Below are 22374 nucleotides of genomic sequence, written 5' to 3' on the forward strand. Positions count from 1 at the left end.
TCCCTGTCCCTGCCTGACTTACGGATTCACCAGCCAGGTACCCGGCTTGGCAATATCCAGCGTCTGGGTACGCGTTCTGCCGTTGCCCTGCAGTTCAATCTTCACCTCTCCGGCTGGCAGCTTGAGCGATGCATAACCGTTGGTCGCCGGACGCAGCGCTTTTGGCTCGCCGTTCACTTTCAGCGTTTCGCCGTCCTGGATACGGATATAGACCAGCGCGACCGGGCTGGCGACAGGTGGTGGAGTCTGTTCCGCCGCCGCCGGCTCGCTAACCTTCTCCGTTTCCGGCTTCACGTCTGGCGTGTTCGCGGCGGTTTCAGTCGGACGCGTCTCTGCCGGTGCCTGTGCCGCCTGCTCGGGCGCATCCTGACCGCCGCCGCTAAACAGCATGGCTCCGGCGACAATGCCCACCAGCACGCCAGCGGCAACCATGCCCGGGATCTTGTAGCGGCGCCAGTCAAGCGCCGAAGCCGGTTTCTCTTCCTCTACCGGAACCAGCATGGTGCCGGTTTTTTTGGCGGTCAGCACATCGTTGATCCCGGCGACCGGCATCTCAATCAGCGCCGCGAACTCGTCGATAGACTGCGGACGGTCCTCCATGTGCAGCGCCAGCGCGCGGTCAATAGCCTGCAGCAGCGGGATGGAATAACCCTGCGGCATGATTTCCACCAGCGGTTTGCAGGTATCCTGGATAGAGCGCACCACGCTGACCGGCGGCGGCGATCCCACGATCAGAGTACGCAGCACGGCACCAAGGGCGTAGATATCCGTCCACGGACCCTGCTCGCTTTCGTTGTCGTCGGTGTACTGCTCAATCGGCGCAAAGCCCGGGCGCAGCATGGTTTCCGTTTCGTCAGAGAGGTTACCGATGGTGCGGCGCGCGGAGCCGAAATCGAGCAGCACCGGCAGGCCGTTATCCTGGATCTGAATGTTATCCAGAGAGATATCGCGGTGCAGATAGCCTTCGTCGTGAATGGTTTTGATCGCGCCGAACAGCATCGGCAGCGTGCGGCGGATCCACGCCTCGTTGATCAGCTCCGGCTTTTCTTCACGCAGGCGTGAAAGCGTGGTGCCGCTGTAAAACAGCGTCCCCATGTAGGCCGTGTCGTTTTGCACCCAGAAGCGCAGGACGTGCAGCAGGTTCGGGTGGTTGAAGCGCGCCAGCAGACGGGCTTCCTGAATAAAGCTGTTCAGGCCGGCGGAAAACGCTTTGCCAAAGCGCTCGCTGCGCAGCACGAGGGTCATGTCATCACCGCGCACGGCGAGCGAGGAAGGCATAAATTCTTTGATAGCGATAGTGCGTTCGAGCTGGTGATCCCACGCGCGATAGACAATGCCAAAACCGCCGCCGCCGATCACCTCTTTAATTTCAAACTCGTTGAAGCGGTACCCGACCGGGAGCGCGTTTGGGACAGTCCGATTGTTATCATTATCCGTCATCTTTTACAGTTCTCTTGATGATTATTACGCGGCAAACTGACAGTGAAACTCGCCCTGCTCGCAGGTGACGTGCAGACGTCGGTACTGCTCGTCGCTGCGGCTGGCGGTAAGTAAGATCTGGCTCATCTGAGGCAGTAAGGTGTTGGTCAGAATAGCATCCACCATGCGGCCACCGGACTCCACCTCGGTACAGCGCTGAACAATCTGTTCAACCACGCTGTCGTCAAACTCAGAAATAATGCTGTGATTCTCTTCCAGACGGCGCTGAATGCGCTTGAGCTGCAGACGAACAATCAGCCCCAGCATCTCATCGCTGAGCGGATAATACGGCACCACCAGCAGACGGCCCAGCAGCGCCGGTGGGAACACCTCCAGCAGCGGCTGGCGCAGCGCGCCGCTTAACGCGTCAGGCTCCGGCATCAGCTCCGGATCGGCGCACATCGCGCTAATCAGGTCGGTGCCGACGTTAGAGGTCAGAATAATGATGGTGTTACGGAAATCAATATGGCGTCCCTCGCCGTCTTCCATCCAGCCTTTATCAAAGACCTGGAAGAAGATCTCGTGGACGTCCGGGTGTGCTTTTTCAATTTCGTCCAGCAGCACCACGCTATAAGGACGGCGGCGCACGGCCTCGGTTAACACCCCGCCTTCACCATACCCTACGTACCCCGGAGGCGCACCTTTTAAGGTGGAAACGGTGTGCGCTTCCTGGAACTCGCTCATGTTGATGGTGATAACGTTCTGCTCGCCGCCGTACAGAGATTCCGCGAGCGCCAGCGCGGTTTCGGTTTTACCGACGCCGGACGGGCCGCACAGCATAAAAACGCCCACCGGTTTGTTGGGATCGTCGAGCTTCGCTCGCGAGGTTTTCACGCGGCGGGCAATGAGATCCAGACCGTGACGCTGGCCAATAACGCGCTGGTTCAGCGTGTCGGCAAGGTTCAGCACCGCGTCGATCTCGTTTTTCACCATCCTGCCCAGCGGGATCCCGGTCCAGTCAGAGACCACGGCGGCAACCACGTTTTCATCCACAGCCGCAAACAGCAGCGGTTCATCACCCTGTAAGGCGTTCAGCGCCTGCTGCTGTTCCGCCAGCTGGCTGCGCAGTTCAGCGCTATCTTCATCGCCCGCCGCGAACAGCGCCGCGCGCAGGCGAATAATCTCCTGGACCAGGCTGCGTTCTTCTTCCCAGCGCTGAGCCAGAGATTCGCGTTTTGTTTCGTACACGTCGCGTTCTGCGCGTAACGTCGCTACGCGCTCAGCGTCACCGGCACCGACGCGCGCTTCGCGCTCAGCGATCTCAATTTCCACGTCCAGCGCGGCAAGGTGGCGCAGGCAGTCTTCCAGCTGCGCGGGCGGCGCGCTCTGGCTGACCGCGACGCGGGCGCAGGCGGTATCGAGCAGCGCAACGGCTTTGTCCGGCAGCTGACGCGCCGGGATGTAGCGATGCGACAGCTTGACCGCCGCGCTGACCGCTTCGTCGAGCAGCAGCACCTGGTGGTGCGTCTCCAGCGGCGACACGGTGCTGCGCAGCATCAGAATGGCTTTCGCTTCGTCCGGCTCATGCACCTGCACCGTCTGGAAACGACGGGTCAGCGCCGGGTCTTTTTCGATGTACTTTTTGTATTCCGCCCAGGTGGTGGCCCCGATGGTGCGCAGCTGACCGCGCGCCAGCGCTGGCTTGAGCAGGTTCGCCGCATCGCCGGTCCCCTGCTGGCCGCCTGCGCCAATCAGGGTATGGATCTCATCGATGAACAGAATAATCGGCGTTGCGCTGGACTGGACTTCATTAATGAGCGCCTGCAGACGGGCTTCAAACTCGCCTTTCATGCCTGCGCCAGCCTGCAGCATGCCGATATCCAGCAGCCACAGCTGGATATTTTGCAGCGGCTCCGGCACGTCGCCGTCGGCGATACGCAGCGCCAGCCCTTCCACCACCGCCGTTTTGCCGACCCCGGCTTCCCCGGTCAGCAGCGGGTTGTTCTGGCGGCGACGCATCAGGATATCCACCATCTGGCGGATCTCCTCGTCGCGCCCGACAACCGGGTCAATCTTCCCTTCGCGAGCGCGGGCGGTCAGGTCCTGGCCGTACTGGGCCAGCGTCCCCTGCGCAGCCGGTACCGCACCCGCCGGTGCATCGACGGCGGCTGCGGCCTGCTGCGTCTCTTTGCTGTTGGCGCAGATAGCGTCGAACTGCTCAATCAGCACCTCGACGTTCAGGCGGGTGAACTGTGACGAGATGCTTTTCAGCACGTTAGCCAGGTTCCAGGTTTTAAGCATGCCGATCAGCAAATGGCCGCCGCGAATACGGCTGACGCCAAACTTCAGCGAGCCGAAGACCCAGGCGCGCTCCACGGCGCTGTCGATATGTTCAGAGAGATCGGAAACGGAACTTGCGCCACGCGGAAGGACATCCAGCGCCGCAACGATATCGCGCGTCAGCTGCTGTTCATCAAGGGCAAAGTGGCGGATGACCTGCTGCAGATCGCCATCCTGCTGCTGCATCAGCTGATGGAGCCAGTGCACCAGCTCAACATAGGGGTTACCGCGCAGCTTGCAGAACGCAGTGGCGCTTTCCAGAGAGGTAAATAACAGCGTATCCAGTTTGCCGAAAAGCACGGCACGGCTAATTTCTGACATGTTAGTTTCCATTAACAATAATTCGGTATACGGAAGGATTACCGCTCTGCGCGATACACCAGATCGCCACGCGGGACAGGCTGCGGCTGACGGCCCAGCCAGGTGTTGTAGCCTAATCGCCCATTGCTGCCGAGCGTGGTGCCCTGCACCGCGTCTTCACGCAGGATCACCCGTGTTTCCCATTCAAACTCCACCCCCGCGTACTGACGCACCCAGTCGCGCAGCTCGGTGACCCACGCTTCTCCCGGCAGAAAGCGGTTATACTCCTCCGCGCTCAGCGGGCCTATGTCGATGCGAAACTTATGCTGAACGTCGCGGACGGCGACGCCGAGAAAGGCGGACTCACCCATGCGAGGCATGCGGCGTCCTGCTCCCAGCTGCGCCTGCTCGCGCGTGGAAAGCGGCATCCACTGCGGCACGTTGCTGACCAGCTTGACCGGCGCTTTAAAATAGTTGCGCAGGATCTTCTCTAGCCCCTCCGGATCCCGCCCGTTACGGGTCAGGTGCCCGGCGTGGGTAAAGCGTGCATGCGAGCTCAGGCTGCCTTTGTTCATCTGCCCCGGCTGCCCCATGCCAATCAGCGACGCCAGGTAGCCCTCAAAGCGCTTGTTATCGGCGCGATCCAGAGAGACCGCCGGTTGCGCATCCGCCCAGGCGCGGTAAAAAAGCAGCGCCAGACGGTGGTGGAACAGATCGGCAAACGCGCTGAGGCTGGTGTCCTGATGATGATAAATACGCTCGCGGGCATATTCGGTCATGTGGACCGGCAGCGGGCCGTTCGGGCCAAACAGGCCGAAGCTGAGGATAGAGACCTCGTGCAGCCCGCTTTCCTCCCGCTGACGTACCTGGGCCAGCGTCGACGGCGCAAAACTCATCGACGGCTGCTGGCCGATGCGCAGCGGCTCAAATTTCGGCAGCGGCGCGCGCCCCAGCGGGTAGCGCTCGCCGCCCTGGGCATCAATGCGCCTTAACAGCTGAAACAGATCGTAGCGCCAGGGCGTCTCACGGACCCCGCTCCAGAACGTATCCGGCAACCGGGTCAGGCGATGTACGCGCAGCGGTGCAGTGGCAGCGTCACTCATATCAGCGCCCTTTTACCCATGCGCGGTGCCCAGTAGCCAATCTCGCCGCGCTGCTGACTCTTCAGGGTGAACTCCGTAAAGCTGTTGATGGACACCAGGCGGGCAAAGAGACGCTCCATTACGCTGCCGAAGAGCCACGGGCTGGCGCCGGAAAAGGCTCGCTCATCCACCATCAGGGTAATGCCGATCCCGCGGGCGAAAACGACCGGGCCGGGTTCAGGCACGCGGCGGTGAACCGGCTCCAGCACGCAGTGGCGTACCCCCTCCACCTGACGCGCAACGGGCGTTTCTGCCAGGTTGGCGTACAGCCCTAACAGCTGGCGCAGCGCGGCCGCGCCGTCTTCATTTTCGCTGTCCATCAGGCTGAGGTAGTTCATCTGCAGCTGGCTGATGAGCCGCCAGGTGCTGAACCCTTCGGCCAGCGCCGGACGCGGCGGCGTCGGCCCTTTACGCAGGGTCAGGGACTTCACGGGCATGGAGTCGGCCATAATGAACTGTCCGAGCTCCTGCTGCAGCATCAGCGGCAGGTCGCGGCTGGTGCAGAGCACCTCGGCAGAGATATAGCGCAGGTTTTCCTGCCAGGGAGCGTGCTGTTCATCCACCAGCGAAATAAAGACCTCCGAGCCAATATAGCCGGTACGGGTGCCGTAGCGCAGGGCGTGCTCGGAAAGCACGCGCTGTTCGCGGCGCAGGGAAAAATAGGCCCCGTAGTTGCCCGCATCGCCGCTCCAGGTGCTCCAGAATGGACGAAACGTCTGGTCATCACGCTGGCCGTCTGCGCTGCCATAGATTTTTTTGACCGCGTATATTTCATAATCCAGCGGACGGATGTTATCGACCACCAGATGGTATTCATGCTGGCCTTCGTTCAGCTTCTGACGCGCCGCGACCTTAGGGAACAGGTTGATGACAGGCGTACAGTGCAGCGCCAGATGGCTGGCATCGACCACGCGCTCCAGCTGTTCATCCGACTTATCCAGCAGGATGAAAATATCAAAGGCTTTTTCGTTTTCACAACGCTGAATCAGCTTGCTCAGACCGCTGAGGCTGATGAAGCGGAAGCGGGCCGGAAACGCGAAATACTCCTGCAGCAGACGGTAGCCGTCAAAGTTGCGCAGATCGTCCGGGAGCAGCGCCTGGTCAGGCTCAAAGCCTTCCTGGCGCAGCGCGTCAGACGCCAGCAGCTGTCGCTGCGGCTGCGGGCTGACCGTCTGACAGACGATCCCGGCGTGGTGCTCCATCACCAGCTCCAGCAGCTTCAGCGCTTCAATGTCCGGACCGCCGAGGAAGAATTCCAGACGGTCGAAATCCAGGTGCCCGAGGTTTTGCGGGCCGTCGCAGGCGATGCGGATCCGTAAGGCGCTGTTGATCCCCCGCTGGCTCAGCCCCAGCTGCGCGAGCGGCAGATCGGCGGGCACGCCGCCCAGCTCGACCCTGTCGATTTTCAGCGGCAGCAGGTTGACCTCGTGCGCCGTGGTATAGCTGCAGGTCACGCCGGTCTTCTTGAGCGCCAGGCTGTCCATCATGGTACCGCGCGGCACAATGAAGCCCTTGCTCAGGTCACCCCGGCTGCTGTCGGGTTCAATCTCCGCGATCGCCATCGACGGCGTGGGCGCGAGATAGTTAGGCGCAATCATCTCCAGCAGACGCTGGGAGAAGCGCGGAAACTCCGCGTCCATTTTCATCTGCACGCGGGAGGTCAGGAAGGCGAAGCCCTCCATCAGACGTTCGGTATACGGGTCCGCCACTTCGATGCCGCGCATGCCCAGCCGTCCGGCGACTTTTGGGTAGCGTTCGGCAAACTCGGCCCCCATTTCGCGCAGGTAGGCCAGCTCACGGTTGTAGTATTCGAGCAGTTTACTTTCCATGATTACCCCGCATCTTTCAGTTCAAAATGGCCGTTTTCCAGATCGACATCGGTACGAAACAGAAACTCCAGCGGGTACGGCACGCACCACAGACGCCCTTTGATCTCGATGGAGAGCACGTTGTGCAGATCCAGCGAGGAGGTATCCGACACGCAGCGGACCTGCAGCCCCTGCGGCAAAATGCGCGGTTCAAAATTGATGATGGCCTCGGTGAGCTTGCGCTGAATATCGTGCCATTCGATATCCGACATTCGCTTCCCGGCCAGCGGTGCGACGCCGAAGTTGACCACCGAGCGGTTCACGTGCGGCAAGGCGCTCAAATCACCGGAGGCATCGTGATTGATGGTGTTAAACAGCCACTGCAGATCGCGCAGCACATTGCGGCGCAGGGCGGCGTGGGTGATCAGATTGTTGTTGGCCGACTCGCGTTTTTTCTCCGGGTCGTTATCGGTGAGACGATCCAGCAGCGAGGGCTGCATTTTGTCGCGCGCCCCCACCTTCTCCTGCTTGCTGCGGGCTTGCCAGCCGCTGCGCAGCAGATCGCCTTCGCCAGCGGGATTACTCATCGGCTCCATCCGTCGCAAACGTCACGAGGTTCAGGGAAAGCAGCGGGTATTCGCTTTGTTCGCTCAGCCACGCCTTCTGGCCCCGTCCTTCGTACAGCGTACCGTCAGCGTCAAGCGGCAACCATTCAGTCGTACGCCCGAGCATGACGGCATCCGAAGCGTCTTCAGCAAACGGATAGCGCGCCGGGATCTGACACACCTGCTCCGTACCGTCGGTCAGGCGCACCAGCGCGTGACGCCAGACCAGATCGGTGACGCTGGCAGGCGCCTGAAAACGGATCTCGGCGATAGCGCTAAACGGCAGCCAGAAATAACGGCCGTTCACGATGGTTTCGCACACCGGGCCGAGGCGGGCATCGCCGTCCATCAGCCAGCCAAACGCCTGCGTCTCCTCGTTTTCGAGGGTGATGCCGCCTGGGTTTGCCTGAGCCTGTTCAAGGGCTTCAAGACGCAGCGCACTGGCGCGTTCGCCCTCCTCGCTCAGCGCCGCGGCCAGGGTTGTCAGCCACGGCCACTGGGTTTCAGGCATGGCCGGACGCGCCTGTCCCGCCATCACCTGCACGCGCTGCAGCTCGCCCTGAATGGACTGCTCCAGCAGGGTAACGGTAGGCTTCGCCTGGGGCTTCAGCGCCACCCAGCTTTTCAGCTGGGTCAGCGCACGCGTCCAGTTGCCGCTGAGGATCAGAAACTGCACAAACGCGGCGCGGAGATCGGCATCCGCCGGACGGACTTTGATATCGGCTTCCAGACGACGCAGCGCATCGCTGAGCGGCTCACCCGCCAGGTGTTGATAAAGCGTATTCATCGCCACTCCTTAGTTTGCCGCGCGCCATGCGCCCACTGCCGGATCGCGCAGCTGAGGACGCAGGGTGTCAATCAGGACAATATTCAGCGAGGTACCCGGAGTCACCCACGCGCCCCAGGTCTGTTTGACTTCGGCAATGCGCGCCTGCAGTTTGGCGTCATCACTGGCTGTCTCGCGGGAAATCTCTACCGCCACCGTGCCGTTGCTTTTCCAGCCGTTGAGGGCGTTGTCGTAGGGCAGGATCATCCAGCTTTGATCGCTGTTCTGCGTGCTGAACACCATGCGTTCTTTGTTGACGGAGGTGATCAGGGCGTTTTCAGGATCGGCGCTTTTGTTCAGGCCCATGACCGGGAAGCCGTGAATGTAGGTCACCGCCATCTCTTTCTGCTCGCCGTTGCGAGTCTGAGAGATAACGGTATGACCGCTCAGCCAGCTGCCGTTGCCGCAGCGGGTGGTGTCGGTGTCCGGGATGAACAGTGCCGGTGCGGACGCACCGCCTTCCCAGAACGTCCGCAGATGGCAGCCGTCCTGAAGGGTAAACTCCTGCCACGGCGTGCGGTCAGCAGCGACGGTGCGGGCTTCAGCGTTCTGATCCGGCGGCAGCAGCGCGCCGCTGGCGGCGGTACTGGCCGGAGCCGCCTGTTCCTGTTTCACCACCAGCGCCCAATCCTGCGCTTTCCCTGCGGTACCCTCAGCCAGCGTGACGCCCGCCGGATCGTTAAGCGTCCAGCTGAGTTTATTCACTTTGCTGCACTGATGTTCCAGCAGTGAGCCAAGACGCGGCACAAAGTTTTCCAGCACGGAGACGTCTTTCTTGCCGTTTGCCACAATACGCAGCGCCACTTCAGGCTTACACCAGCTCTGCGGCGTGTTGTCTTTGATGTTGTCGATCCAGATATCCAGCTTCTGCGCAGGGGACTGCACGATGCGGAAATTCTCAGCCTGCGCGGTGGAGGTCACCGCCAGAAGTGCTAAACCCGATAGCCAAAGTTTCATATCGTTCCTTGTGTGTCTAATCAGTTCCGCAGGGAAGAAATTGCGCTGCGTCAGAGAGCGTATGCAGCAAAGTGGTGTCCTGAGGGTCGCCCATCCATACCGCAAGGGCCGTATAGTTGTCCTGAGCATTCCCCTCCTGCTCGCCATTCTTTTGAATGATTTGGTTCATTAAGGTCAGCCACTCCTGCGGCGTATTGACCATATGCAGCGACTGCTTCATTTGTTCTTCGCTGACGCCGTGCCAGAACCCGTCGGTGCAGAGTAAAAAGGCATCGCCGTCTTCCACCTGCACCACGTCGCTGTAGCTCGCTTCCGGCCCACCGTTTTCAATCCCCAGCGCGAGGTACAGCAGGTTGCTGTTGAGATCGTCGGTCTGGTGCCCCGCATCCTTCATCTGCTGCACCAGGCTGTGATCGGTGGTGACATGCCACAGCCAGCCTCGGCGAAACAGATACAGACGGCTGTCTCCGGCGTGCGCCCAGTAGGCCAGACGGTAATCCCGGTCAATGAACAGGCTCACCAGCGTGGTGCCCATTCGACGGTAATCCTGAACCGCCTGCTGTTCGCTGAGAATGGTGCGGTTCGCCGTTTGCACATAGTCGCGAATATGCTGCGCATTCAGGTGCTTTTCGCCATCAAAGCGGGAAATAATGCTGTTGCGGGCAAGCTCAGCGGCCACTTCACCGCCCGGCAAACCCGCGATGCCGTCACAGACGACAAAGCAGGCTGAACGTTCCCCTATGGTTTCTCCCGTCTGATCCTGGTTGCTGGCGCGCGTCCCCTGGCGGGAGAGAGAAGCCGTTGCGATATTCATTTGTCTTCCGATCCGCTCTGTGAGTCTTTGTACTGATTCACCTCCATGTCGTACGCATGAAGGAAGGCTTCGCCGAACAGGGTGTGGAAGTCATCCTCAATCTCGCCTGCCGTCTCGCCATAGCTGCGAACAAAGTAGTCCCACAGGGCGGCTTTACGGCTGCCCGGCAGCGCCAGGCGGGAGGTCATGCCGTTCTGCTTCGCCTGCTCTTCCAGCTGTTCCGGGTTAAAGGACTGCAGCATTGCGGCGATGATGGCGCGAATACCGGAGATCATGCCCAGCTGGTGCGCCTGCAGATCGATCAGCGCGTCGCGCACGGATTTTGTTGGCGGCATAAAGCCCGGCATCGGCGTGCCGAACATCTGGATCAGGACGGTTTTGCCGGTCGGCAGCAGCTTGAACGGGTTGTTGGCATCGTCCAGCACCATGGTCATATCGGCTTTCACGCCGCGCTTGAGGATGGAGCGCGAGGAAAGCAGCGCCACGGTGCCCTGAGAGAACATGCCGAGGATCTGCCCCAGCTGACGCATATTCTCACGGTCAAACTGCGGGACGGGCTGCATTTCGCTCAGGCCCATCCCTTCCAGCAGCGCCTCCAGCAGCTCGCCCTGCAACACGTCGCCTTTCTCGCCGCTGTTAGCCGTGGCGGTTGGGGAGGCCGCGTTATTGACCGGGTCGATGCGCAGGCGGCCCTTCGGTGCCTGAGCGCTACTGCGCGCAACGGCCTGCGGAGTCGGCATGGTGAAACCTGCGTAATCAGGTCGAGCGGGCTCTTCTTCAACAGCACGCGGGGCTTCCTGCGGCTCAGGGGCGAACAGCGGAGAATCGGCGAGGACATCCTCTTCCTCAACCGGTGCAGGCGTTGGCTCCGGCCTGTCATCGACAATGTCATCCGGATGCGTCAACGGTGCACCGCCCATCAGCCCGAGAGGGTCATCATTACGCGCGGCGGGCGCGCTGGCCGTGCCGCCAAACAGGGCCAGCGGATCGAGTTCATCCGCCGCCTCTTCTTTAGGCTCGGCTGGCTTAGTTTCAACCGGCGGCACCAGCGTTGAGGGCGTAATGTCGTCAAAGATGCTCTCTTTTTTGAACAAGGCTTCATCGCTGAACAGCGTATCCGGGTCAACGTTCTTACGCTCAAGCTTCGGATCGCTGTCGTTGAACATCGCCAGCGGATCTTCAGCGTTACGCTCCGGCGCAGCAGGCTGGGAGAACGGATCCTGTGATGCCGCAGGCTGAGGTTTTGTGCGGTTGCTTGAGATGCTGTCGGAGATGGAGAACTCCTGCATCAGACTATCCCAGATCTCCGTTGGCACGGCGGTCGGCTCGCCCTTCCCGCGCGATGCGGCACTCGCCGGTTTCGGCTGCGATGCAGGTGCTGGCGCGGATGGTCGAACCTGCTGCTGCATGCTGGCCGCCATGCGGCTCACCGGCTGCGTGTCGTGAATAATTTCAGCCACTTCAATGCGGTAGTCATCAATACCCAGAATGTCTCCATCCTGCAGTTCAACCTGACGCCCGCGTTCCAGTGGAATATCGTTCAATACCACGCGCGTAACGCTGCCACGGTTAGTGACGCGACATTCGCCATTGGCATCAACGTGAACAATGGCCTGCAGACGCGAGATGGTGCGGTCATTGTCCGGCAATACCAGATTGTTATCCGTACCGCGCCCAATGGTGCCGCCCGGGGCGTAAAAATCACAGCTGCTCTGCGGCGGCTGATGACCGGGTTTCGTAGAAATAATCGTGAATCGCATGGCGTATTCCTGCTGGTATGATTAGCGCTCAAACGCTGCCGCTCTCGGGGCGAGAACGGCGGCGTTTGGGGGTTAACACATTCTATTCAGTCTGCGTAAGCTTAAACTGGCCTGAAGGACCTTCTTGTAAGGTGAAACGGGCAGCATAGCGAAAAGAATCGTTTTTCCCTGACACCTTCAGGGCTACATCATATTCTCCGGCTTGCCACGCTATTCCCTTCCACTGGTGACACTGTTGGGTCGTTAACGTCACCTCAGGGCTAAACGTTGACGGCGGCGATATCGCTTTCCATTCATTTCCTGCACGTTTCATTATGGTGGGCGAATGGCTGGTGACAGGCGCGTCTAACCCGGAGTTAGCGGGAATAGCAAAGCAGGGTTCGTTGTTCTTTAGCGTAACCGTAAGCGACTGATATTGTGCTGGATGCGACACACAGGCGCTGGCCATTAACGTGACTGCAAACACACCGAATAACTTTTGCATAACCATGCCCGCCAATCCTTAGGGCTCTTTAGGTTGATAAAGACCGGGGAAAACTCCCCGGCCACATACTCTATTACGCTTCTTTGTTCTCTTTGATGTTCCAGCCAGCGCTGCTTTCAGCACCTTTACCACCGGCAGTGGTCTGCTCCCAGTACTGCTGTTTCACTTTCGCAGCCTGGAATGCGTAGGTCACACCAACGGTATCGCCGTTGTCTGCACCGGTGTACTGAACGGAAGTCACCAGAACGTCTTCCAGGGTGATGCGAGTGTATTCAACCTGCTGGCCACCCGCTTTGCAGACGGACAGTTCAACTTTGGTCAGGTGCTTACCGCTTGCGCAGTGTTTCAGGACTGCTGTAGTGGATTTGTCGATCAGCGCGTTAACGTGCAGGTCGTTAAAGTTTACTTTACCGGCACCGCCGCCACCGCCAACGCTCATATTACCCGGCTGGGAAGCGCCCCAGGAGAAGGAGGTAATATCAGTCCAGCCGGTGTGGTTAGAATCTTTAGATTCGCCCGTAACACCCTCGACCTTCAGAAACATATCAATAGCCATAATATCTACTCTTCGTGGATGAACAATATTGCTTTCGAAAAAGCACTTATATGGCAAACAGGAAAGCATGGGGCTGAATAAAACCGTCCATATTTTACCTCTGCCTCACGTCAAATGACCCGTGTCATTTGACAGTCTTACATTCCCCCTGAATGAACAGAAAGAATGTGAAGTCTTTTACTACTGCGGGTTATCCTGGATCCAGCTACGGTCAGGATCGCCAACTATTACCTGAGAAACCATTTTATTCAGTTCGTCGCTATGATAAAGACGGAGACAATTTAAAGTTACGCCTTTGATTTTTTGTGAACGTTCAGAGTGAAAGCTGTTCTTTTCGTCTTTATATTTATTTATAACAGCCTCAATTTTCTCCATGCCATTTTCAACATCGAAGGGCATCCACTCCAGGAGTGCGCTTGCACTGAGCCCTGCATCAGCAGAAAACTGACCACCTTCATCTGCCACCTCAGCAAGACAGCGTGCCAAAACGTAATCTTTCATCACCTGCCTGTAAGTTTGTTGATGAAAGAATTGAAGGTCCGTGTTAGCAGAATAAGATGAGCAACTAGTCAGAAAAAGAAACAGGCAAAGTGTTTTTTTAAACATGGCGATATCTTTATTTGCGCTATGACGCTATCTCAGTTCCCAGAACCAAATCTCTTTACAGTCTGTATAACAATCGGAATTGCACTGCATCATGTTATCTCCTACCGGCTCCAATAGGTCGATGTGTCCACCGTTGTAATTAGTTATACGGTTGAAGAAAATCACACCTTTACGGTTACGGAGTTTTTGACCTGCCTCACGAATATCAGTATAGATTTCTGCCTTGCCAAACACACTCGCTTTATAGAGCTGGTCAGCTAAAAGCTTCGCACCAGGTTCAATTTTTTTACCCTTATATGGCCCACTCTTTATAGCCAAACGTCCTTCAAATTTAACATCACACTTTAAGAGAGCAAGACTCATTCGCACTGCGCAAGTATTCATATATCCTGGATTGGACTTAATGAGCACGCTTGCGTCGTAACCTATTTCATTAAAGAGATCATCCCGAGGGACATAACCCGGACGGGCTTCGTTAGAGGAGTAATGTTGTGCTTTTAACTGTGCATACAACGGTTTCATGGTTGAACTCCTTTTTTGCACGGTAAATCCTGCGCGAGAGCCTCGGTGATTAATGATGATGCAGCTTCTTTCTTACGGTTTTCAGGCAATTTTCTGAAATAGCTGTAAATGCTCTCTCGTAATGAACCGGGCAACGCGACCGTATATCCACACCAGGATTTGCCCTCCGTCGCATCCATTACCCCAAGCAGGTACATATTCGCTTTAAGCTGCTCCTGCTCGTTATCTTTTGCGAGCCATGCTAAAAGAAACTTTTCCCCGCTCATTCGTACATCATTACGGGACAGCGTATTAGGGTCGCGTAGAAGATTTGATGAGTCATTCTGGCCATTAGCAGCCCATAGTGGCGTCGCTCCCAACAGACCGGTAAACAGCAAAACATGTAGGGTAAGTAACTTCATTGTTTCTCCTGCTCCAGATTAGATTTCTCTTTCAGCATAACTAAACGTGGTCAGTGAAGGATTAACAACGCTTTTTGATTTTCTCACCGGTAGCGTATATGCACATCGCGAGAGCAATACATCCGACAAGCAAAAGTACGTGCAATATCGCTCTCAAAACACCCTGTTGCCAGTCAAATATCAACAGGTAGTAACCGCATGCGGTAAAAAACATCATTGCCGAAATCAAAAGCAATAAATAAGCGATGAAATAGATAATGAATTTTTTCACCAAGAATTTTCCTTCAAATTCATTATCTTTTTCATATTCAACGTCATAGTGCCGGCCCTTACGGGCCGGCAATTATCATTACGCGTCTTTCGTCTTCAGCGACGGCAGTTTAGAAACCAGACGCAGGGAAACGGTCAGACCCTCCAGCTGGTAGTGTGGACGCAGGAAGAACTTCGCGGCGTAGTAGCCCGGGTTGTCTTCGATTTCCTGCACCTGCACTTCCGCAGCCGCCAGCGGCTTACGGGACTTGGTTTCCTGGGAGGAGTTAGCCGGGTCACCGTCCACGTAGTTCATTACCCAGTCGTTCAGCCAGCGCTCCATCTCTTCGCGCTCGCGGAAGGAGCCGATTTTGTCGCGCACGATGCACTTCAGGTAGTGGGCAAAACGGCAGCAGGCGAACAGGTACGGTAGACGAGAGGCCAGACGCGCGTTGGCGGTGGCATCCGGGTCGTGGTATTCGGCCGGTTTTTGCAGCGACTGCGCGCCAATAAAGGCGGCAAAGTCGGAGTTTTTGCGGTGAACCAGCGGCATGAAGCCGTTTTTCGCCAGCTCGGCTTCACGACGATCGCTGATGGCGATCTCGGTCGGGCACTTCATGTCCACGCCGCCGTCATCGCTCGGGAAGGTGTGGCACGGCAGGTTCTCCACCGCCCCGCCGGACTCCACGCCGCGAATCGAGGTACACCAGCCGTACTCTTTGAAGGAGCGGTTAATGTTGGCCGCCATCGCATAGGCGGCGTTCGCCCAGGAGTAGCTGTTGTGGTTCGCGCCGTCGGTCTGCTCTTCAAAGTCAAAGCTGTCCACCGGGTTGGTGCGAATGCCGTACGGCAGACGCGACAGGAAGCGCGGCATCACCAGTCCCAGATAGCGGGCATCTTCGGATTCACGCAGTGAACGCCAGGCCGCGTATTCGGTGTTCTGGAAGATCTTGGTCAGGTCACGCGGGTTAGCCAGCTCCTGCCAGGATTCCATCTGCATCACGCCCGGTGCGGTACCGGTGATAAACGGACAGTGCGCCGCAGAGCCGATGCGCGCCATTTCACCCAGCAGCTCAACGTCCTGCGGGCTGTGGTCGAAGTAGTAGTCGCCCACGATGCAGCCAAACGGCTCGCCGCCGAACTGACCGTACTCCTGCTCGTAGATCTTCTTGAAGATCGGGCTCTGGTCCCAGCCCACGCCCTTGTAGCGCTTCAGGGTGCGTCCCAGCTCCTGCTTGGAGATGCTCATAAAGCGGATCTTCAGCATCTCGTCAGTTTCAGTGTTGTTCACCAGGTAGCTCAGGCCGCGCCAGGCGCTCTCCAGCTTCTGAAACTCGTCGTGGTGAATGATCTGGTTCACCTGCTGAGACAGCTGCTCATCGATACCGGCAATCAGGTTTTGAATGGTGCGGTAGGTGTCGTTAGAGAAGGTGACGGTATTTTCCAGCGCCTGCTGCGCCAGGGTTTTGACCGCGCTTTCTACGGCGGAGCGAGCCTGATCGGTTTTCGGGCGGAACTCTTTGTTCAGCAGCGCGCTGAACTCATCCTGGCTGAACGCCTGACCCGCCTGCTGCTCATGTTGTTGAGTCTGGTTGCTCATCGATTATTCCTCGCTACCTTTCGCGCTTTCGTCATTTTTCGGCAACTGGCTCAGAGATTTGAGCAGCGTCGGATCCTGCAGAATTTTTGCGATCAGCTCTTCTGCACCGTTTTTGCCGTCCATGTAGGTCAGCAGGTTAGAGAGCTGGGTACGCGCTTCCAGCAGCTTGTTCAGCGGCTCAACCTTGCGGGCCACCGCATCCGGCAGGAAGTCGTCCATGCTGTCGAAGGTCAGATCAACATTCAGTTTGCCTTCGCCCGTCAGGGTGTTATCCACGTTAAACGCCACGCGCGGCTTAAGCGCCTTCATGCGTTCATCAAAGTTATCGATGTCGATTTCAAGGAATTTACGCTCATCGACGGCAGGCAGGTTTTCTACCGGTTTACCGACCAGATCGGCCATGACGCCCATCACAAACGGCAGCTGAATTTTACGTTCTGCACCGTAGATCTCTACGTCGTACTCGATCTGGACGCGGGGAGCACGGTTACGTGCGATGAATTTCTGTCCACTGTTACTCATTGCCATGATGTTCTCCATCAAAGATGCGCGGTGAAGGTGAAACGACAGGCTCCATGCCTGTCGTCATAATGCCAGGACGCGTTATTCGCGGCGTCCAAAGATGTTTTCCAGTTGGTTAACGCCGTCTGGCGCCAGGTCGCGAATAATGTCCATAAAGTTAAGTTCAGACAGCCGCTGCACCCGCTCAATCATCAGCGGTGCGGGATGGCTCGGTTCGTACTGCGCAAAATACTGTTTCGCTTTTTCCAGCATCAGCTGGGCGTCGGCGCGGCTGGTGACCTGCACGCTGCGCCAGTCGGTGACCTGCTGAACGGGCTGCGTTACCGCCGATTGCTGCTCAACCTGGGGTTCAGCCTGCGCGTCACGGTTCGGCAGCAGCTTGCTGATGTCGGTCACCTGGCAGGCGCTGGCGACCAGCCCAACAGTTTTCAGCAGCTGTTCCATCTCCGGTACGCCGCTTTCACCGAGATACCCGGTGAGCAGATCGCGAATGGCCAGCAGCCGTTCGTTAATCACAATGACCGCTGCGGTGCCGGGCTGGTCGCCGCGCGCCAGCTCGTCAATCAGCCTTGGGCGGCCGCCGGGATAGTCAGGGCATTCCGTTTTACTGCCGTCGAGCAGCGCCTGCGCGTCCCGAAGCGAAATTTCATCCCCGTTAGAGCGGAGCAGCGAGGCGTTGCGTACCGCGACGGTGAGGTCAGATTTATCGCTCAGCCCTGCGAGGGCATTGATGCGGTAGAACGGATCGGTTTCGCCATACTCTTCCAGCAGCGGGTAGAGTTGCTCCCAGTAACGGGTCAGCGCTTCCTGCACCAGTAACAGCCCGTCAGCATAGCCCGCGAGTCCACGGCGACGTGTCCAGGCATGGGTTAATGCCAGCAGGACGCGAAGATCTTTGGTGCGGGTCAGCAGGCTGGTAGCGAATTTTTCTACCGTGTTCCAGTCAGCGGGCTCTGCCGGAATAATGGTGTCGCCAAACTGCTGTTCCGCTTTCCCCTGACTTGCCTGATTCATGATCTGGAAATCAGCGTCATACTCCAGGTTTTCGCCACAGGGTTTGTCGGGGCTTATCGGCGCGAGAAATTCTTCGATATTCATGAGATCCCTGCTTATTCAAACATAGGCGGATAAAGACCGTGACGCCCCGGTCGGGCGCCGCCTGCCGGATCGAACAGCAGCGTAAAGAGCTGCCCGGTAAAGTTGCCGCTGTGGACGTGCGTGTAGAGCGGGTAGCCGTCGCAGCGGTTCGTCCACCAGAAGCTGGTCTGACGCAGCGGGTCAAAACACTCTGCCGCCTGCGGCCAGCCCAGCGTGCTTTGGCCGTCATCGTCATAGCCAATCACGTCCAGAATGTCGGATCGCTTTTGTGGCTCAACGGGCTGCGGCGCCGGGATACTCATCAACATCTCGTCAAGCTGTGAGGCGGAAAAACCGTTGCGCACCGCGTGCAGGCCCAGACGACCCAGCTGTTGGTACCAGCTTTCGGCCTGACCGAGCAGGCGCGATGACCATTCGGCGGGACTAAAGCTCAGCTGAATGCAGACCGGGTAGTGGCGACCCACGCTGTCACGTCCCGGCAGCAGGCAGCCCATCTGGATCATCTGGCTGCCCAGCATGGGCGGAACGACAAAATTCCACACCGGGGCTTTCGTAAACTGGCGCTCACCGCTGCGCTGCTCTTCCTGTTGCCAGGCCAGCAGGCCGACCTGAAACCAGTGTGACCACTGGCGCTGAAGGGTGTCAGGAAAGCGACGCTGCAAAAAGTCACCGGCGCTGGGTAATTTGCCATACCAGCTGTAACGGTTCATCGCAGGGGTATTCGTCATACGGCTGTCCTTGCGGTTATGGGCATGAGAAACGGGGAAGCTGGAACGGGTTGCGAATGCTATTTGGCGCAAACTCCAGCGTGACCTGATGACCGTCGACGTTGAAGGTGGCCTGACGGCTCAGGCTACCCGCACCAGGACTGGTCCGGGCTTTATCGAAAAAGCGGTTCAGCGCCCAGGATCCGTTAGTCACCAGAGATGCCGTACTGCCGTTTGCCAGACCGAGCTGCATACGCACCTGGTTGGTGCCGCCCGGTCCCGGCCAGTTCATGATCTGCACCGCCTGAGGGCCGTGGCTGTAGCGCAACAGCTGGCCGTCAACGTCCAGCGTCAGGTTCAGAATGGTGTTATCCATCCGCACGGTGCGCACCGTGACCTTATAGGACGGCGTTGTCGCCCCGTTGGCAAAGAAGGCATCGCGGATTGACTGTGCCTGCTGGAACGGGCGCAGCAGCCCTTCGCTGCCCGGCAGGGTTTTACCGTCGATCCCCGGCATAAAGCGCCAGTTCGCCTGGGTGGTGTCGACTTTGTTGGTCAGGTTATCGCGGAAAAAGGTGTCCATCAGCCCGGTGCCCGGTGCAAACATGCGGGCGAGATCGTCAGGCGTCACTTCCGTGCTGGCGCTGCGAACCAGCGGGTAGCGACCGGCAATCGCCTGACGGCAGAAACCGCCCACTTCCACGTTAATGCGTTTACGCACGTTTTCCAGATCGCGTCGCTGGGTATCGCTGCTGGCACCCACGGCCATATTGCTGAACATGGTTTGCAGCCCGCCCGGCAGACGTCCCGCGCTGGCCTGCAGACGGCTAATTGCGTCGCCGCCCGGCGCAGGCATTCCGCTGTTGGCCGCGTCCTGAACGGCGGTCAGGTAGCGATACAGTTCGTCCACCTGCTTGAGAAAATCGTCAAACACAATGGTCTTTCCGCCTTTCTCCAGCGGCTGCGCCAGCTCAATCATCGGCGCATAGTGGTCAGTCACCAGCTGCTCCGGTGCCTGTACCGCTACCGCACCCTGCGTTGGCGCCGCATCGCTGTTACTGAACAGCGCCTGCAGCGTGCGGGTAGCACGGTTGCTCTGCGCTTCCGCTTTCCCGGCATCTTCTGGCGCAGGCGCATTGCGCGATAGCGTCAGCACCTGGCTCAGGTTCAGCACCAGACGGCGCAGCGGTGAGTTTGCCCCGGAGAGCAGGCGCGCGGTATTGATACGCTGGGAGAGATCGGCACTGCTGTTGAGCTGAATGTCGGCGAGAAAGCGATCCCAGTTGCCGATAAAGTCACGCATGTAAAGCTGGCGCACCGCGTTATCGATCTGCTGTTTATCTTCCTGGGCCGTGGTGGCACCTAATACCCAGGCGTCATCTTCATGCAGGGCGGTCGTCACGCTGTCGATCTGGCCGTTAAAGCTTTTCCAGTAGCCGTCCGGGGTATACAGACCCGGCACGCCTTCGCTGACCGGCTTGCCGCTTTTGCGGGAAAAGACCAGTTCGCTCTGCGGGCCGCCGAGATCGGAAAGCGAGACCGGCTTGAGGTTTTCGTCATGCTCCAGCAGACGCTTCAGACGACCGTATACGCGTGTCGAGAGCGGCTGCTGGTTGATGAGCGCCCTTTCCCGCGCGACCAGGGATTCATCCAGCGCATAGGGTGAAGCCTGAATTTTCGGTTCCAGCAGCTGGGTCAGATGCCATTCAAGCTGCTGAAGCTGCGCCTGAGTGACGTCCTGCGGCAGGTTGCGCTGCAGGTTGAGCATCACCCAGGAGTGCAGGAATTTGCCGTCATAGTGCTTCGGCTGATAGAGCATCTGGTAGGCTTTCAGCGCCTCATAGCTGTATTCCACGTCGCTGCCGTTGTCGTTACGCAGCCAGGTGGTGATATGCATCGTCACGGCAGGAAGCAACATCTGATCCAGCGCTTTCTGATACAGAGACTGCGACGCATCGCTGACGTCATCCCCACGGTAAAGCCCCATGCGGCGGGAGACCGGCGGGTCGTTAACGTCAAAGGCGTCGCTCTTCGGCAGGTCCACCAGCCCGTTAAGCAGCGGCAGAAGCGCAAAGAGATCGCGCTGAGGTTGATTTTGCAGCGCCTTACTCTGCTGTTCCAGCACCGGCACTTTGGCGTCAACCTCTTCCAGATACGCCTTGTTTTTGGCGTAACTGGTCAGCCACAGCCCGCCCAGAATCACCAGCAGGGCCAGCAGCGCCGCGTAACCAGACCAGATCACCGCCCGGTTGCGCAGCTCCCACCAGCGGTTTTCTCCGGCAATGCCCGCTTCCTGGAAAATGACGTTTTGCAGCAGATTCTTGATAAAGAAACTCTGGCCTTTCGCGCCCGGGATGGGGGCTTCTTTGCTGACGGAATCCCAGTTATCGCTTTCGGACCCTTCCGGCAGAGAGAGCGCACGGTTAAGCTCGCCCATCACGCGGTCAAACGGCATGCCTTCCTGGGTGCCGCTGGCAAAGTAGATGCCGCGCGGCGAGAATTCGGTTTCAAAGTTTGAACGGGCAAAGACCGTGCTCAGGTAATCCGCCAGCAGCGGGCGCAGCGCGGCGAACTCCTGCGGGAAGAGATAGGCTTCCGCACGGGTTTTACCGTCATGCTCCTTGAGCATGGTCTCCGGCAGACCGGCATCCAGGCGCTGCTGGAGCAGAGAAAACTCCTGCTGGAAGTTGCCCATCAGGTCGTAATCCGCGTGTTTGGTCTGCTCCCACGGCAGCGTAAAGCCCCAGATCTGGTCGCGCTGCGCTTTGTCGTAATCGGCAAACCAGGCGCGGAAGCCCTTGAGCAGGTCAGCCTTGGTCACCATCACGTACACCGGGAAGCGGATGCCCAGCTGTTCATGCAGCTCGGAAAGACGCTGGCGCAGGTTCACCGCCTGCTGGCGGGACGCCTCGGCGGACTGCGTGAGCAGGTCGGAAATGCTGATGGTGATGATCACACCGTTGATCGGCTGGCGACGCCGATATTTACGCAGAAGGTTGATGAACTCCAGCCATTCCCCGGCGTCCTGAACCTGTTCGCTCTCCTGCGTGGTGTAACGTCCGGCAGTATCCAGCAGGACAGCCTCGTTGGTGAACCACCAGTCGCAGTTGCGCGTTCCGCCGATGCCCCGCAGCGCGGTTTTACCGAAGCGATCCGCCAGCGGGAACTGCAGCCCGGAGTTGGCCAGCGCGGTGGTTTTCCCGGAGCCCGGCGCGCCGATGATGACGTACCACGGCAGCTGATAGAGATACTGCGTGCTGAAACGCTGCGTCCACTGCGCGCTGTGGCCCGCCTTACTGAAGTGGGCTTTTTTCAGCATCTGCGCGGCTTCGTCGAAACGACCTGCAAGGATCTGCTCCTCGTTATTCAGGCGTTTCTGCGGATCGGCCGCGTCCGCTTTAGTGGTGTTCTCGTTGAGCTTGTCCATCAGCTTGCGGTTCAGCCAGGCGTTATACAGCCGAGGCAGAATGTGGCTCTGGGCCCAGATCAGGTACACCACCGCGATACTGATAACGCGGTTCTGTTCAGATTCAAGCGGGCGGGTATCCACGATGGACAACAGCGGACCAATCATCCAGATCACCGCCGCGAGCGCCGTTACGCCGAGGAAGCTCCACAGAATGCGATTGGTCAGTATGGAAAGAAGAGTAGTCAGCAT

Annotated in this window: 19 protein-coding genes; all 19 read right to left on the reverse strand. The window is 58.5% G+C overall.

Features of this window, described 5'->3' with window-relative positions; translation table 11 throughout:
- Nucleotides 1–18 precede the first annotated feature (18 nt).
- The gene (locus HV355_RS01825; RefSeq protein WP_182400749.1) at nt 19–1440 is read right to left on the reverse strand and encodes a serine/threonine-protein kinase; all 1422 of its coding nucleotides are present in this window, start codon (nt 1438–1440) and stop codon (nt 19–21) included.
- A gap of 24 nt (nt 1441–1464) precedes the next feature.
- Nucleotides 1465–4080, reverse strand: coding sequence for a type VI secretion system ATPase TssH (gene tssH / locus HV355_RS01830; RefSeq protein ID WP_182400750.1), 2616 nt, complete (start codon nt 4078–4080; stop codon nt 1465–1467).
- Nucleotides 4081–4118: 38 nt separating this feature from the next.
- Nucleotides 4119–5162, reverse strand: coding sequence for a type VI secretion system baseplate subunit TssG (gene tssG, locus HV355_RS01835; protein WP_010432864.1), 1044 nt, complete (start codon nt 5160–5162; stop codon nt 4119–4121).
- Nucleotides 5159–7030 carry a type VI secretion system baseplate subunit TssF gene (tssF, locus tag HV355_RS01840; protein WP_120158030.1) on the reverse strand — a complete coding sequence of 624 codons (1872 nt, stop codon included), beginning with the start codon at nt 7028–7030 and terminating at the stop codon, nt 5159–5161. The genes tssG and tssF overlap by 4 nt, the downstream gene beginning before the upstream one ends.
- Nucleotides 7031–7032: 2 nt before the next feature.
- Nucleotides 7033–7596, reverse strand: a complete 564-nt coding sequence (tssE, locus tag HV355_RS01845) for a type VI secretion system baseplate subunit TssE (protein ID WP_120158029.1) — start codon at nt 7594–7596, stop codon at nt 7033–7035.
- Entirely contained in the window at nt 7589–8401 is an 813-nt protein-coding gene (locus HV355_RS01850; RefSeq protein WP_126816347.1) for a type VI secretion system accessory protein TagJ, read from the reverse strand. The genes tssE and HV355_RS01850 overlap by 8 nt, the downstream gene beginning before the upstream one ends.
- A gap of 9 nt (nt 8402–8410) precedes the next feature.
- Nucleotides 8411–9397, reverse strand: a complete 987-nt coding sequence (locus HV355_RS01855; protein ID WP_182400751.1) for a hypothetical protein — start codon at nt 9395–9397, stop codon at nt 8411–8413.
- 16 nt (nt 9398–9413) lie between these two features.
- Nucleotides 9414–10211, reverse strand: coding sequence for a protein phosphatase 2C domain-containing protein (locus HV355_RS01860; protein WP_182400752.1), 798 nt, complete (start codon nt 10209–10211; stop codon nt 9414–9416).
- Nucleotides 10208–11971, reverse strand: coding sequence for a type VI secretion system-associated FHA domain protein TagH (gene tagH / locus HV355_RS01865; RefSeq protein WP_182400753.1), 1764 nt, complete (start codon nt 11969–11971; stop codon nt 10208–10210). The genes HV355_RS01860 and tagH overlap by 4 nt, the downstream gene beginning before the upstream one ends.
- Nucleotides 11972–12053: 82 nt before the next feature.
- On the reverse strand, nt 12054–12461 hold the full coding sequence (locus tag HV355_RS01870) for a putative T6SS immunity periplasmic lipoprotein (protein WP_148399881.1): 408 nt from the start codon (nt 12459–12461) through the stop codon (nt 12054–12056).
- Between the two features lie 67 nt (nt 12462–12528).
- Nucleotides 12529–13011, reverse strand: a complete 483-nt coding sequence (locus HV355_RS01875) for a type VI secretion system tube protein Hcp (protein ID WP_010432842.1) — start codon at nt 13009–13011, stop codon at nt 12529–12531.
- A 180-nt stretch (nt 13012–13191) separates the two neighbouring features.
- Nucleotides 13192–13617 carry a T6SS amidase immunity protein Tai4 family protein gene (locus HV355_RS01880; RefSeq protein WP_108417629.1) on the reverse strand — a complete coding sequence of 142 codons (426 nt, stop codon included), beginning with the start codon at nt 13615–13617 and terminating at the stop codon, nt 13192–13194.
- A 27-nt stretch (nt 13618–13644) separates the two neighbouring features.
- Nucleotides 13645–14139: a T6SS effector amidase Tae4 family protein gene (locus tag HV355_RS01885; RefSeq protein WP_108417628.1), complete on the reverse strand. Its 495-nt coding sequence runs from the start codon at nt 14137–14139 to the stop codon at nt 13645–13647.
- Nucleotides 14136–14540: a Rap1a/Tai family immunity protein gene (locus HV355_RS01890; RefSeq protein WP_226347761.1), complete on the reverse strand. Its 405-nt coding sequence runs from the start codon at nt 14538–14540 to the stop codon at nt 14136–14138. Before HV355_RS01890 ends, HV355_RS01885 begins: the two co-directional genes overlap by 4 nt.
- A gap of 349 nt (nt 14541–14889) precedes the next feature.
- Entirely contained in the window at nt 14890–16389 is a 1500-nt protein-coding gene (gene tssC / locus HV355_RS01895; protein ID WP_028018712.1) for a type VI secretion system contractile sheath large subunit, read from the reverse strand.
- Nucleotides 16390–16392: 3 nt separating this feature from the next.
- Nucleotides 16393–16917, reverse strand: a complete 525-nt coding sequence (gene tssB / locus HV355_RS01900; RefSeq protein WP_010432827.1) for a type VI secretion system contractile sheath small subunit — start codon at nt 16915–16917, stop codon at nt 16393–16395.
- A gap of 75 nt (nt 16918–16992) precedes the next feature.
- Nucleotides 16993–18009, reverse strand: a complete 1017-nt coding sequence (gene tssA, locus HV355_RS01905; RefSeq protein WP_182400754.1) for a type VI secretion system protein TssA — start codon at nt 18007–18009, stop codon at nt 16993–16995.
- An 11-nt stretch (nt 18010–18020) separates the two neighbouring features.
- The gene (tagF, locus tag HV355_RS01910) at nt 18021–18737 is read right to left on the reverse strand and encodes a type VI secretion system-associated protein TagF (protein ID WP_010432823.1); all 717 of its coding nucleotides are present in this window, start codon (nt 18735–18737) and stop codon (nt 18021–18023) included.
- 16 nt (nt 18738–18753) lie between these two features.
- A complete protein-coding gene (gene tssM, locus HV355_RS01915; RefSeq protein ID WP_182400755.1) occupies nt 18754–22374 on the reverse strand; it encodes a type VI secretion system membrane subunit TssM in 3621 nt (1206 codons plus the stop codon).

Origin of the sequence: Enterobacter sp. RHBSTW-01064 (assembly GCF_014103035.1) — a bacterium.
Classification (GTDB): domain Bacteria; phylum Pseudomonadota; class Gammaproteobacteria; order Enterobacterales; family Enterobacteriaceae; genus Enterobacter; species Enterobacter mori.